The following is a 13,764-nucleotide window of genomic DNA, read 5'->3' on the forward strand; positions in this document are numbered from 1 at the left end:
CGCCCACCCTTCCAGCCAGGATGCCGCTCCCCATGTCCGCAACGCACGCTTCCGCCACGTCCGACTACGCGGTGCGCGATCTCGCACTCGCCGATTGGGGCCGCAAGGAGATCACGATCGCCGAGACCGAGATGCCGGGTCTGATGGCCTGCCGCGAGGAGTTCGGCGCCGACAAGCCGCTGACGGGCGCGCGCATCACCGGCTCGCTGCACATGACGATCCAGACCGCCGTCCTGATCGAGACGCTGCAGGCGCTGGGCGCCGAGGTCCGCTGGGCGTCCTGCAACATCTTCTCGACGCAGGACCACGCCGCCGCCGCGATCGCCGCGGGCGGCACGCCGGTCTTCGCGATCAAGGGCGAGAGCCTCGACGACTACTGGACCTATACCGACCGCATCTTCCAATGGGCCGACGGCCAGCCCTCGAACATGATCCTCGACGACGGTGGCGACGCGACGATGTACATTCTGCTCGGCGCGCGCGCCGAGGCCGGCGAGGACATCCTTTCGAAGCCCGGCAACGAGGAGGAGGAGATACTCTTCCGCCAGATCAAGAGCCGCATGGAAGCGTCGCCCGGCTTCTTCACCCGCCAGCGCGACGCGATCCGCGGCGTGACGGAGGAGACCACGACGGGCGTAAACCGCCTCTACCAGCTTCAGAAGAAGGGGCTTCTCCCCTTCCCGGCGATCAACGTCAACGACAGCGTCACCAAGTCGAAGTTCGACAACAAGTATGGCTGCAAGGAGAGCCTCGTCGACGGCATCCGCCGCGGCACGGACGTGATGATGGCCGGCAAGGTCGCGGTGGTCTGCGGCTACGGCGATGTCGGCAAGGGCTCGGCCGCCTCGCTCCAGGGCGCGGGCGCCCGCGTCAAGGTGACGGAGGTCGACCCGATCTGCGCGCTGCAGGCGGCGATGGACGGGTTCGAGGTGGTGACGCTGGAGGAGGCCGCGCCGACCGCCGACATCGTGATCACCACGACCGGCAACAAGGACGTCGTGACCATCGAGCACATGCGCGCGCTGAAGGACATGGCGATCGTCGGCAATATCGGCCACTTCGACAACGAGATCCAGGTCGCCGCGCTGCGCAACCTGAAATGGGTGAACGTCAAGCCCCAGGTCGACATGGTGGAGTTCCCCAACGGCAAGCGGATGCTCCTCCTGTCGGAAGGCCGCCTCCTCAACCTCGGCAATGCCACCGGCCATCCGAGCTTCGTGATGTCGGCGTCCTTCACCAACCAGACGCTCGCCCAGATCGAACTCTTCACCAAGGGCGAGAAGTACGACAACCAGGTCTACGTCCTGCCGAAGCACCTCGACGAGAAGGTCGCGCGCCTGCACCTCGGCAAGCTTGGCGCAAGGCTGACGGAACTCTCCGAGGAGCAGGCGTCCTATATCGGCGTCACCCCGCAAGGCCCTTATAAGGCTGAACATTACCGCTACTGAGACCGCCCCTTCCGGGCGAGGTTTCGGGGCCGCCGGCGCATCCTGCGCCGGCGGCCCCGATCGTTTTCGGACATGTGTCGCATTCCTGCGATAGGCTCGGCGATTCGCTTCGGCGATCATGGCCGAATCGCGGCACCCGTACGGGGACGGAGGCCGCGTGACGGTGCGGACCGTCTTGTCCTGATGCGGCTGGAAGGGACGAAGGCATGCCTTCGCAAATCGACAGGGCGGCAGCGTCGCGGGGGGTGCGGACCCCGGCGGCCACGCCGAAGGACTCCGGCGGCGGCGCGTGGCGGAGCCTCGCGGGCCTGCCGGTCGCCGTCCTCGCCTGGACGGCGCCGTGCCTCGCGCAGGAGGCCGGCGCGCCGACGGAGTTCGGCATGACGCCGCACGAGACGCTGATGCTGGCGCTCCTCGCGCTCGCGGTCGGCTTCGGCATGCTAACCCTCGTCTGGCTGCTCCGCCAGCAGTCGCTGACGGAGGGCGAGAACCGGGATCTCCGCGCCGCGGTGGACGAGCTTCGCGGCCAGGCGGAGCGGAGCGCGGCGCTCCTCGCCGGCGACGACCAGCGCGTCGTGGTCTATTCGGCCGGCGCCTTGCCGAGCGTCCAGGGCATGCTGCCCTTCGCCTCCGGCGCGCCCGCCGACCCGCGGCGCTTCCTCGATTTCGAAAGCTGGCTGCCGGCCGAAACCGCGCGCCGGCTCGACGCGGCGGTCGGCCAGTTGAAGGACCGGGCCGAGACCTTCCGCATGATCCTCGGCGTGCCGAACGGCTCGCCGGTGGAGGCCTGCGGCCGCGCGATCGGCGCGGACGCCGTGGTGCGCTTCTCGGCGCTCGGGGGGCTTCGCGAGGAACTGGCGCTCCTGCGCGCCGACCACGCGCGCGGACAGGCCACCATCGGCACGATGCAGGCGCTCTGCGACGACCTGCCGATGCCGGTCTGGCTGCGCGACGGCGAGCGCCGCCTGTCCTGGGTGAACCGTGCCTATGCGGCGTCCGTCGACGCGGACGACGCCGCCGCCGCCATCGCGAGCCAGGCCGAGTTCCTCGGCGAGCAGGACCGCTCCGCCGTCGCCGCCGCCGTCGCGGAGAAGGGCGCGGCGTCGGAGCGCCTGTCGACGGTGGTCGACGCCGACCGCCGCAACTTCCACGTCGTCGAGGCGGCCGGCCCCGCCGGCTCGGCGGGCGTCGCGATCGACGTGTCTGAAACCGAAGCCGTGCGCATGGAACTGCGCCAGACCATCCGGAGCCATTCCGAGACGCTGGACCAGCTCACCACCGCCATCGCCAAGTTCGACGACAAGACGCAGCTCGTCTACCACAACGCCGCCTTCGGCAAGCTCTTCGGCCTCAGCGCCGTCTATCTCGACGCGCGGCCCGACCAGGTGTCGATGATGGATCACCTGCGCTCGAAGGGCGTCCTGCCCGAGGATCGCCCCTTGCGCGAGCTAAAGAACGAGATCCTCGCCGCCTACCGCGCGACGGAGCCGACCGAGACGCTCTGGCATCTGTCCGACGGGCGGACGCTCCGCGTCTTCGCCGCCCCGGCCCCGCAGGGCGGCGCGACCTGGATCTTCGAGGACCTGACGGAGAAGCTGGAGCTCGAATCGCGCCTGAACGTCCTCGTCCGCCTCCAGGGCGAGACGCTGGACTACCTGAACGAGGCCGTCTCGGTGTTCGGGCCGGACGGGCGGCTGCGCTTGTCGAACCCCTCCTTCGCCGAGCTCTGGGGCCTTTCCGACGAGTTCGTGCAGGCCAAACCCCACATCAAGGCGATCGGCAAGGCCGTCGACGTGACGATCCTGCCGCCGGAGGACGGTTCCGACAGCCCCGGCATCGACTGGGGCGGCTTCATCAGGGCCGTCACCGCCTTCGCGGAGGGCGAGCGTCGCAACCAGACCGGCGAGTTCCGCTTGAGCGACGGCCGCGTCCAGTCCTACGGCATCGTGCCGCTGCCGAACGGGCAGACCATGCTGACCTTCTCCGACATCACCGACGCGAGGGCCGCCGAGCGGATGCTGCGCGAAAGGAACGACGCGCTCGAGATGGCGGACCGGGTGAAGACCGACTTCGTCAAGCACGTGAACTACGAGCTGCGCTCGCCGCTCACCAACATCATCGGCTTCTCGGCGCTGCTGCGCGCCAGCGAGACCGGCCCGTTGACCGAGCGCCAGGCCGAATATCTCGACTACATCTCGACCTCGACGGCGGCGCTGATGACCATCGTCAACGACATCCTCGATCTCGCCTCGATCGACGCCGGCACGATGGACCTCGAGATTTCCGAGGTCGAGATCGCCAAGGTGGCGGAAAAGGCGATGGAGGGCCTCGCCGACCGCCTGCGCGAGAACGACCTGACGGTCGCGGTCGACGTCGCCCGCGCCGGTCGCTCGTTCTTCGCCGACGAGCACCGCGTCGTGCAGGTGCTGTTCAACCTCCTGTCGAATGCCGCCAACTTCGCCCCGGCCGGCACGGCGATCGACCTCACCGCCGAGCGCGACGGGAGCGACCTCGTCTTCGCCGTCCGCGATCGCGGCCCCGGCATCGCGCCGGGCCAGTTGGACCGCATCTTCGAGCGCTTCGAGGCCGACCCCGTCGGCGGCCGCCATTCGGGCGCCGGCCTCGGCCTGTCGATCGTGAAAAGCTTCGTCGAACTGCATCGCGGCACGGTCGAGGTGCGCTCCAACCGCGAGGACGGCACCACCGTCGTCTGCCGCTTGCCCTTCGAAGGTCGCGCCATCCTGTCGGACGCCGCCGAATGAACGCCCTGCCCTCCACCGCCGCCGGCCGGCCGATCGCCGATGGCGCGACGCCGATCCGCCTCGTCCTCGGGGCGGAAGCGGAGACGCAGCGCCTCGGCGAGGCGCTGGCGATGATGCTGCGCGCCGGCGACGTAGTGACGCTGCAAGGCGATCTCGGCGCCGGCAAGTCGACGCTGGCGCGGGCGCTGATCCGCTCGCTCGCGGGCGAGCCGGCGCTGGAGGTGCCCTCGCCCACCTATACCCTCGTCCAGACCTATGAGACGAGCCCGCCGGTCGCGCATCTCGACCTCTACCGTCTCGGCGACCCGGCGGAACTGGACGAACTCGGCTTCGAGGAACTCGCCGGGAACGGCATCGTCCTTTGCGAATGGCCGGAGCGCGCCCCGCAAGCCTTCGCGGATGCGGCGCTGCAGCTCGAACTCGTGTCGGACGGCGCCGGGCGGCTCCTCCTCGCCTCCGGCCGGCCGGAAGCGCTGGACCGGCTCGCCCGCAGCCTCGCGCTGACCCGTTTCCTAGAAACCCTTCCCGCCCCCGTCACCGAGCGGCGGCGCCTCTTCGGCGACGCCTCCATCGCCCGCCGCTACGAGACGGCGCGCTACGGCGGCGAGGCGGTGATCGTGATGGATGCGCCGGCGCGCCCGCTCGGGCCCCCGATCCGCGACGGCCTGCCCTACAGCCGGCTCGCGCATCTCGCCGAGGACGTCGTGCCCTTCGTCGCGGTCGACATGCTGCTGCGCGCGCGGGGCCTCGCCGCGCCCCGCATTCTCGCCGCCGACCTTGGCCAAGGCTTCCTCGTCATCGAACACCTCGGCATCGAGACCATGCTCGGGCCGGATGGCGCGCCCGTGCCGGAGCGCTACGAGGCGACGGCGTTGGTACTCGCCGAGCTGCACGGCGCACCCGTCGATCCGGTGGTGCCCGTCGCCGAAGGCCTCACGCATACCGTGCCGCCCTTCGACCGCACCGCGATGGGCATCGAGGTCGAGCTGCTGCTCGACTGGTCCTTCCCCGATCGCTTCGGCCGTCCGGCGACGGATGCCGAGCGCGAGCGCTTCCTCGCCGTCTGGAACGACCTCTTCGCCCGGCTGGACGAGACGGAGACGTCGATCCTCCTCCGTGACGTCCACTCGCCGAACGTCATCTGGCGCGGCGAGCGGGAAGGCACGGACCGGGTCGGGCTGATCGACTTCCAGGACGCGATGATCGGGCCGACCGCCTACGATCTCGCCTCGCTGGCGCAGGACGCGCGGGTCGACATCGCGCCGGAGCTGGAAGCGCGGCTGGTGGCGAGCTACTGCGCGGCGCGGCGCGCGCAAGGCTCCGGCTTCGACGCCGAGGCGTTCGAGGAGGCCTATGCGATCATGGCAGCGCAGCGCGCGACCAAGATCCTCGGCATCTTCGTCCGGCTGGAGAAGCGCGACGGCAAGCCGTACTACCGCCGCCACCTGCCGCGGCTGCAAGCCTATCTCCGCCGGACGATCACGCATCCGGCGCTCGCCTCGCTGCGCGAACTCTACGACGAGTGGGGCGTCCTCATCGCCCCCGATCACCCGAAAGGCTAGCCGATGGCAGCTCCCGCGACACGGCGGCCGGACACGGCGATGGTGCTGGCCGCCGGCCTCGGCAAGCGCATGCGGCCGATCACCTCGACCATCCCGAAGCCGCTGGTGGAGATCCGCGGCAAGGCGCTGATCGACTACGGCCTCGACGCGCTGGAACGGGCCGGCGTCCGGCGGGCGGTGGTCAACGTCCACTACCTCGCCGACCTGATGCAGGCGCATCTGCGCCGCCGCAAGGGGATCGAGATCGCCGTCTCCGACGAGCGCGACGCGCTGCTCGAATCCGGCGGCGGCATCGTGCGCGCCCTGCCGCTGATCGGCTCCGAACCGTTCTACGTCGTCAACGCCGACACGTTCTGGATCGACGGCTATCGCGACAACCTCGAACTCATGGCCGAGATCTGGGACGAGGCGCGCATGGACGTGCTGCTCCTCATCGCCGACATGCGGCAGGCGACCGGCTACGACGGGCGCGGCGACTTCACGATGGACGTCGAGGGCCGCCTCACGCGCGTCGCCGAGCGCGACATGTCGCCCTTCATCTATGCGGGCGCGGCGATCCTGAAGCCGGAACTCTTCGCCGGCATGGCGGAGGAGAAGTTCTCGCTGAACCGCATCTTCGACCGCGCGATCGAGGCCGACCGCCTCTTCGGCGTCCGCCTCGACGGCCTCTGGTTCACGGTCGGCACCCCTGAAGCCATCCCCCTCGCCGAAGCCGCTTTCAAGTCCAGCGCGGCTTGAGACGGTCTCACGCCGGCCCGGGGGACCCGCGCACCGGCACTGTCGCGACGTCGGCCGGGTCGAACAGCCGGCCGTTCACCGCCATGCGGGTTTCCGTCCTGTCCGTCGGCGCCCAGTGGGTGACGCAGCCGCATTGCCGGCAGCGGTGGAACTCGAGCGTCCGGTCGCCCCAGCAGTAGAATTCCGTTTCGCCGGCGATGCGGACTTCGTCCGGCCGGTAATAGGCCCAGAGCGCCCCGTAGCGCCGGCAGATCGAGCACTGGCAGGCGTTGAAAGCGGCGGGCGGCGCATCGACTTCGATGTGGACGGCCTTGCAATGGCAGGTTGCCGCAAGCATTCGCTTCTCCCAAACCGACGCCAACTGCGATAGCATTTTCGCGATGCCTGCCAAGCTCTTCTCCATCGCGCCCGGCTCCCCCTTCCTGCGCACGCTCGCGGAAGGCGTGCTGGACGGCCGCATCCTGCCGGGCATGTCCTTCCGCGGCGATCCGCTGGCGCTGGCCGGCCTCACCATCTACCTGCCGACCCGTCGCGCGGTGCGCGCTCTCGGGGAGGAGTTCGCCCGCGCGCTCGGCGGTTCAGCCGCGATCCTGCCCGCCATCCGCACGCTCGGCGACGAGGACCCGACCGCCCTCTTCGACCGCGACGGCGGCGCGAAGTCGTTGGAAGCGGTGATCGACCCGACCGAGCGGCGCATGCTGGTCGCGCGCTTCGTCCGGCAGTGGAAGACGCGGTTGCGCGAGGCGGCGATCGCCGATCTCCACGACGGCGAGGAGCATGTGGTGCCGGCCTCCAGCGCCGACGCGCTCTGGCTCGCCTGCGACCTCCTGGCGCTGCTCGATGAGGCTGAAACGGAGGGCACGACGCTTCGCGACCTCACCGGTCTCGCGCCGGACAGCCTTGCCGGCTGGTGGCAGTTGACGCAGACCTTCCTCGCCATCCTCACCGAGCACTGGCCGGCGGTGCTTGCCGAGCGCGGCCGCGTCGACGAGGTCGCGGCCCGCAACCGCTGGCTCCGGGCCGAGGCCGAGGCGATCGGCAGCGGCCGCCGGCCGGGGCCGGTGATCGTCGCCGGCTCCACCGCGACGGCTCCGGCGATGGTGGCGCTGATGCGGGCCGTCGCGAACCATCCGAGCGGCGCGGTGGTGCTGCCGGGGCTCGACCGGCACATGGACGAGGCCGGCTTCGATGCCGTCCATACGGGCACAGCCATCGGCGCCGGCTCGGCGCCGGGCCACCCGCAATACGCGCTGAAGCGGATCCTGCAAGGCATGCTGCTGCCGCGAGGCGCGGTCGACCATTTCGCGCCGCCGGACGGTGCTACCCTCGCGCTCCGCGAGGCCTTCCTGTCGGACGCGTTGCGCCCTGCCTCCACGACCGATGCCTGGGGGGAGCCGGCGCACCGGCACCCGGCGCAGGCGCTGGACGGTCTTTCCTTGATCGAGGCCGAGAACGAGCACGAGGAGGCGCTCGCCATCGCCTGCGCCATGCGCGACGCCCTGACGGATCCCGCCGCCACGGTGGCGCTGACGACGCCGGATCGCTCCCTCGCGCGCCGGGTCTGCGCCGAGCTCGAACGCTTCAACATCGCCGCGAACGATTCCGCCGGCCGGCCGCTCGCGGCGACGCCGCCCGGCACGCTGATGGCGCTGGCGCTCGCCTGCGCGCTCCGGCCCGGCGACCCGGTGGCGCTGGTGGCGCTCTTGAAGCATCCGCTGGTGCGGCTCGGCCATGTGCCGGGTGACACCCGTCGCGCCGCCCGCGCGATCGAGATCATGGCGCTGCGCGGCAATGTCGGCGTCGCCGACGCGGCGAGGCTAGCCGCGCTCTTCGCGAAGGCGCGCGCCGATGCCGAGCCGCCCGCGGAAGAGACTGGGGATACGGCGGCGGCGAAGCGGGCCGCGTCGCCGGGGGTCCGGGTGACGCGCGCCGTGCGCCTCGTTTCCCGTGCCGATCGCGATCTGGCCGCCGAGGTGGCGCAGCGGCTGGAAGACGCCCTCCGGCCGCTGATCGAGCTTCGCGACGCCGATCCCTCCGAGATCGGCCCGCAGGCGGTCGCGCTCACTCAGGCGCTGGAAGCCCTTGCCCGCGACGAGGAGGGTGATCCGAAGGCGCTCTACGCCACCGAGACCGGCCGGGCGCTGGCCGACTTCCTGCGCGAGATGGTGGCCTGCGTCCCGACCGGCTTTTCCTTCTCGCCGCGTGAGTTGCCGGACGTGGTGGAAGCGCTGGTCGCGCCGGAACGGGTGCGCCCGCGCGGCGGCCTGTCGGGCCGCGCCTTCGTCTGGGGCGCGCTGGAATCGCGCCTCCAGCACGTCGACACGATGATCCTCGGCGGCCTCAACGAGGGCACCTGGCCGCACCGGGCGGTCAGCGACGCCTTCCTGTCGCGCCTGATGCGGGCCGAGATCAAGCTGGAGCCGCCGGAGCGGCTGATCGGCCTCGCGGCGCACGACATCCAGATGGCGCTCGGCATGCCCCGCGTCGTCATGTCCCGCTCCATGCGGGTCGACGGCGCGCCGACCATCGCGTCGCGCTGGCTGCAGCGCATCCTGACGCTGGCTGGCACGGAGGGCGCAGGGCGGCTGCGGGCCGAGGGCGCGACCTTCCTCGCCCATGCCCGAAGGCTGGACGAGGCGGCGGAAGGCCCCGGCGCGCCGGCCCGGGCCACGCGCCCAGCGCCCGTGCCGCCGCCGGAGAAGCGACCGAAGCGCTATTCCGTCACCGAGGTGGAGCGGCTGGTGCGCGACCCCTACGCCGTCCACGCATCCCGCGTCCTGAAGCTCGAGCCCTTTCCGGACCTCCTGCGCAATCCGGGCGCCGCCGACCGCGGCAATCTCTTCCACGCGATTCTCGCCGAGTTCGCGGCACAAGACGCCGACCCCGGCGGCGCGGGGGCGGAGACGCGGCTCCTCACCGTCGCGGCCGAGCATTTTGAACGCGAGAAGTTGCCGAAGGAAGTCGAGGCCGTCTGGTGGCCGCGCATGGAAACGCTTGCGGCGAACTACTGCGAATGGGAGCGCGGCCGGGCGCACCGCATCGCGAAGCGCCTCGTGGAAACGCGCGGCGAGCACCATTTCGCCGACATCGACACCGCGATCCGCGGCTTCGCCGACCGGATCGACGTCGCCACCGATGGATCGCTGGAGATCATCGACTTCAAGACCGGCACCAACCCGTCGGTACGCCAAGCGCGCGTGCTGCTCAGCCCGCAACTGCCGCTGGAAGGGGCGATGGCGAAGCTCGGGGCCTTCGCGGAGACCGGCGAGGGAGCGAAGTCCGTCGCCGATCTGTCCTACGTGCGCCTGCGCGAGCGCGAGCTCTACGAGGAAACGCTCAGCTACGACGACCGCCGCACCGGCGCCCGCGTCACCGGCGACGACCTCGCCGACGCGGCGCTGGAGAAGTTCCGGGGCCTCGCCGCGCACTACGCCAAGGCCGGAACGCCCTTCCCGTCGCGGGCGCGCCCGTTCATGGCCGGCGACTTCTCGGGCGACTACGACCATCTGGCTCGCGCCCGCGAATGGTCGGTCGGCAGCGACGATGGGGACGGCGGCGAATGAGCGCGCTGAAGGTCTCCGAGGCGACCCGGCTCGCCCAGCTCGGCGCGTCCGATCCGACTTCCTCCGTGATCGTCGCGGCGAATGCCGGCTCCGGCAAGACGCATGTCCTCACCGAACGCGTCGTGCGGCTCCTCCTCGCCGGGGCCGAGCCTTCGAAGATCCTCTGCCTCACCTACACGAAGGCCGCCGCCGCCGAGATGTCTACCCGCGTCTTCGCGCGCCTCTCGGCCTGGGCGACCGCGAGCGACGCGGCGCTCTCGAAGGAACTCGAACGACTGCTCGGCCGGCCCGTGGCGGCGAAGGATCGCGCCGGCGCCCGCCGCCTCTTCGCCGAGGCGCTGGAAACGCCTGGCGGCCTGAAGATTCAGACGATCCACGCCTTCTGCGAGGCGATCCTCCACCAGTTCCCGCTGGAAGCCAACGTACCCGGCCATTTCCACGTGCTGGACGACAAGGAGAGTGCGCTCGTCCTCGCCGAGGCGCGGCGGCGGCTCGTCACCGGCGACGGCCACCCGCCGGCGGAACGGGCGGCGCTGGCGGGCGCCTTCGCCGAGGCGCTGGCGCTCGGCGGCGAATGGGGGCTCGACGCGCTGCTCGCCGAGATCGTCTCGCGCCGCGACGCCGTCCGCCGCTTCGTGGAAGCGTCCGGCGGCATCGAGGCGGCGGTGGCGCGCACCGCCCGGGCGCTCGGCCTCGCCTCGCCGGACGACACGGAGGACGCGGTCATCGCGCGGCATTTCGCGACCGTCGAGGGCTTCGACGCGGAGTTCCGCGAGAGCCTTCTCGCCGTCGCGCGAACGAGCGACAAGGCGACCGACAGGAAGCTCGCCCAGCTCCTCGAAGCGGCTGGCGACACGGCGAAGCCGGCGGCGCGGCTCGAAGCGCTCCGCGCCCTCGCCTTCACCAAGGCGGGCGAGCCGAAGAAGCCGGGCTCGGTCGCGACCAAGGCGGTGGCGGATTTCCACGCGGATTTCGTCGACCGGCTGGACCGTCTCGTCCGTCAGATCCAGGCGCTGGACGACCGCCTCGCCTCGCTCCGCCTGTTCCGGGCGAGTCGCGCCGCGCTCGCCATCGCCGACCGACTGGAGGAGGACTACGCGGAACTGAAGCGCCGGCGCGGCCGGCTCGACTTCGAGGACCTCGTGGTGCGCACCGCCGACCTCCTGACCCGCTCGGAAGCGGCGAATTGGGTGCACTACAAGCTCGACCGCGGCATCGACCACGTCCTCATCGACGAGGCGCAGGACACCTCGCCCCGGCAATGGCAGGTGATGCGCTCGCTGGTGGAGGAGTTCTTCGTCGGCGCCTCGGCGCGGCAGGGACCGCGCACCGTCTTCGCGGTCGGCGACGAGAAGCAGTCGATCTACTCGTTCCAGGGCGCGTCGCCGCTGATGTTCGCCGAGGAGCGGCGGCGGCTGCGCGCCAGGGCCGAGGATGCCGGCCTGCGCTTCACCGAGCAGCAGCTCCACCAGTCCTTCCGCTCGACGAAGACCGTGCTCGACGCGGTGGACCTCGTCTTCGCCGACCCGGCGAACCGGCAGGGCCTGTCGTCGGACGGCCTCGCCCCGGCGCACGCGACGGCGCGAGGCGCCGAGGCGGGCGTCGTCGAGGTCTGGCCGCCCTTCGTCGCCTCGCCCCTCGCCGAGCCGGAGGACTGGCTGGAGGCGGTCGACGTCGAGCCGGAATCCTCGCCCGCCAACCGGCTCGCCCGGCGGATCGCGGCGGCGGTCAAGGCGTGGCTGGGCACGCCGGTGCGCCAGCGCGACGGCACCACCCGGCCGCTGACGCCGGGCGACGTCCTGATCCTGGTGCGCAAGCGCTCCGGCTTCGTCGAGGCCATGGGCAAGGCGCTGCGGGACGAGCGGATCGCCGTGGCCGGAGCCGACCGCCTGCTCCTCACCGACCACATCGCCGTGCAGGACCTGATGGCGCTCGGCCGCGCCGTCGCCAATATCGAGGACGAGCTGTCGCTGGCGGCCTGCCTGAAGAGCCCGCTCTTCGGCTTCACGGACGACGAGCTGATGGCGCTCGCCTTGTCGCGCAACGGGCACGACGAGTACCAGGGCCTGTTCTTTGCGCTGCGCGACCTCGCCGGCCGCAAGGGTCCGTCGCTGGTGCCGGCCTTCGTGCCGAAGGAAGCTCGCCCGGCGCTGCTCGCCAGGGCGGACGAGGCCTACCGGCGGTTGGAGGCGCTCCGCAGCCGCACCGGCTTCGTCGGCGTCTTCGCGTTCTATTCGCGCATCCTCGGGCCGGAAGGCAGCCGCGCGCTGCTGACGGCTCGGCTCGGGCACGATGCCGGCGAGGTGATCGACGCCTTCCTCGACCTCGCGCTAGCCGCGGAGGAGGAAGGCCGGCTCGGCCTCGACAGCTTCCTCGCCGACCTCGCGAGCGCGCCGCCGGAGGTGAAGCGCGAGATGGAGCACGGACGGACCGAAGTCAGGATCATGACCGTCCACGCCTCGAAGGGTCTCGAGGCGCCGGCGGTGTTCCTAGTCGATCCGGGCTCCGCGCCGTTCTCCCACGCGCACGGGGCGCGGCTGATGCGCTGGGACACGATGCCGGGCCTTCGCCCCGGCGAAGCACCGGGTTTCCTATGGCGGGCCGACAAGTCGCTGGAGAACGCGGCGGTGAAGGTGCTGCGCGAGGAGGAGAAGCGCCTCGCCGAGGAGGAATACCGCCGCCTCCTCTATGTCGGCATGACACGCGCTGCCGACCGCTTGGTGGTCTGCGGCACGGCCGGCACAAGAGGCGGCCACGAGGAAAGCTGGCTGGCGCGCGTTGCCGCCGCGCTCGCCCCTCATGCCGAGCCGATCCCCGATGCGGACGGCGAGCCGGCCGGCTGGCGCTACGGCGGCCTCGCGGCGGAAGCGACCGTCCCAGCCGCGCCGGACGAGCGGCCGGCACCGCTGCGCGACATCGACCTTCGCGAACTGCCGAGCGAAGCGCCGCCGCCGCGCCCCCTGTCGCCCTCGGCGGCCGGCGAGGTGCACCGGCTGGAATCGGCGGAGGACGAGACGACGCCCACCGAGGAAACGCCGACGAGAGCCTCTCCGGTCCTGAGCGCGGCGGGGGACGATGCCGCGGCGGCGCGGCGCGGCACGCTCGTCCACCGGATGCTGGAAGTGCTGCCGGACCTTCCCCTCGCGGAACGTGCGGATGCGGCCCGGACCTATCTCGGGAGAGCCGCGTCCGACTTGGCTGCGACCGAGCGCGAAGCGATGGCCCGCTCCGTGCTGGCCGTGCTCGAAGACGCGCGCTTCGCCGGCGCCTTCGCGCCGGACAGCCGCGCCGAAGTCTCGGTCGCCGGCACGATCGAGCTCGGCGGCCGATCCTACGCGGTGGCGGGGGCCGTCGACCGGATCGCGGCCTCCGAGCACGAAGTGCTCGTCCTCGACTACAAGACCGTCCGCCCCCCGCCCGCCGCGTTGGACGAGGTGCCGCCGGCCTATGTCCTGCAGCTCGCGCTCTACCGGCAGCTCCTCCAACCGATCTATCCGGACCGCGAGGTGCGCGCCGCGCTGCTCTTCACCGAAGGGCCGTGGCTGGTGGACGTGCCGGGGGAAGCGATGGACGAGGCGCTCCGCCGCCGCGCCCACGTTTCCGAAGGCGAAACGCCGCGTTCACGGGACGGCGATCCCGCTTGATCAGGGGCTTGCCGGTCTCTACCTATCCGGTTCAACGAACGCGTGGG

General features: G+C 71.4%; 7 protein-coding genes. 6 read left to right on the plus strand and 1 reads right to left on the minus strand.

Going from position 1 to position 13,764, the window contains the following annotated elements:
* Nucleotides 1-32 precede the first annotated feature (32 nt).
* From ahcY to F6X38_RS02090, 4 genes are all read left to right on the plus strand, one after another.
* Nucleotides 33-1,448, plus strand: a complete 1,416-nt coding sequence (gene ahcY / locus F6X38_RS02075; protein WP_150967864.1) for an adenosylhomocysteinase — start codon at nt 33-35, stop codon at nt 1,446-1,448.
* 206 nt (nt 1,449-1,654) lie between these two features.
* Nucleotides 1,655-4,210 (plus strand): sensor histidine kinase, encoded by a 2,556-nt coding sequence (locus F6X38_RS02080; RefSeq protein WP_150967865.1) that lies wholly within the window; start codon nt 1,655-1,657, stop codon nt 4,208-4,210.
* The gene (gene tsaE / locus F6X38_RS02085; protein WP_150967866.1) at nt 4,207-5,772 is read left to right on the plus strand and encodes a tRNA (adenosine(37)-N6)-threonylcarbamoyltransferase complex ATPase subunit type 1 TsaE; all 1,566 of its coding nucleotides are present in this window, start codon (nt 4,207-4,209) and stop codon (nt 5,770-5,772) included. The genes F6X38_RS02080 and tsaE overlap by 4 nt, the downstream gene beginning before the upstream one ends.
* 3 nt (nt 5,773-5,775) lie before the next feature.
* Nucleotides 5,776-6,510, plus strand: coding sequence for a nucleotidyltransferase family protein (locus F6X38_RS02090; protein ID WP_150967867.1), 735 nt, complete (start codon nt 5,776-5,778; stop codon nt 6,508-6,510).
* Between the two features lie 7 nt (nt 6,511-6,517).
* Here F6X38_RS02090 and F6X38_RS02095 read toward each other — a convergent pair whose 3' ends face one another.
* Nucleotides 6,518-6,847, minus strand: a complete 330-nt coding sequence (locus F6X38_RS02095; RefSeq protein WP_150967868.1) for a GFA family protein — start codon at nt 6,845-6,847, stop codon at nt 6,518-6,520.
* 43 nt (nt 6,848-6,890) lie between these two features.
* On the opposite strand from F6X38_RS02095, the gene addB reads away from it, so the two are divergent.
* Nucleotides 6,891-10,073, plus strand: coding sequence for a double-strand break repair protein AddB (gene addB / locus F6X38_RS02100; protein WP_150967869.1), 3,183 nt, complete (start codon nt 6,891-6,893; stop codon nt 10,071-10,073).
* Complete coding sequence (gene addA / locus F6X38_RS02105; protein ID WP_150967870.1) at nt 10,070-13,717, plus strand: double-strand break repair helicase AddA; 3,648 nt, start codon at nt 10,070-10,072, stop codon at nt 13,715-13,717. Before addB ends, addA begins: the two co-directional genes overlap by 4 nt.
* Nucleotides 13,718-13,764: the final 47 nt, after the last annotated feature.

It is taken from the genome of Plantimonas leprariae, from assembly GCF_008802405.1.
Classification (GTDB): Bacteria; Pseudomonadota; Alphaproteobacteria; order Rhizobiales; family Rhizobiaceae; genus Plantimonas; species Plantimonas leprariae.

Bases quoted from the DNA above. Each gene is read 5' to 3' on its own strand.
- addB (WP_150967869.1), top strand. From the start codon at position 6,891: ATGCCTGCCAAGCTCTTCTCCATCGCGCCCGGCTCCCCCTTCCTGCGC.
- addA (WP_150967870.1), top strand. From the start codon at position 10,070: ATGAGCGCGCTGAAGGTCTCCGAGGCGACCCGGCTCGCCCAGCTCGGC.
- F6X38_RS02095 (WP_150967868.1), bottom strand. From the start codon at position 6,847: ATGCTTGCGGCAACCTGCCATTGCAAGGCCGTCCACATCGAAGTCGAT.
- ahcY (WP_150967864.1), top strand. From the start codon at position 33: ATGTCCGCAACGCACGCTTCCGCCACGTCCGACTACGCGGTGCGCGAT.
- F6X38_RS02080 (WP_150967865.1), top strand. From the start codon at position 1,655: ATGCCTTCGCAAATCGACAGGGCGGCAGCGTCGCGGGGGGTGCGGACC.
- tsaE (WP_150967866.1), top strand. From the start codon at position 4,207: ATGAACGCCCTGCCCTCCACCGCCGCCGGCCGGCCGATCGCCGATGGC.
- F6X38_RS02090 (WP_150967867.1), top strand. From the start codon at position 5,776: ATGGCAGCTCCCGCGACACGGCGGCCGGACACGGCGATGGTGCTGGCC.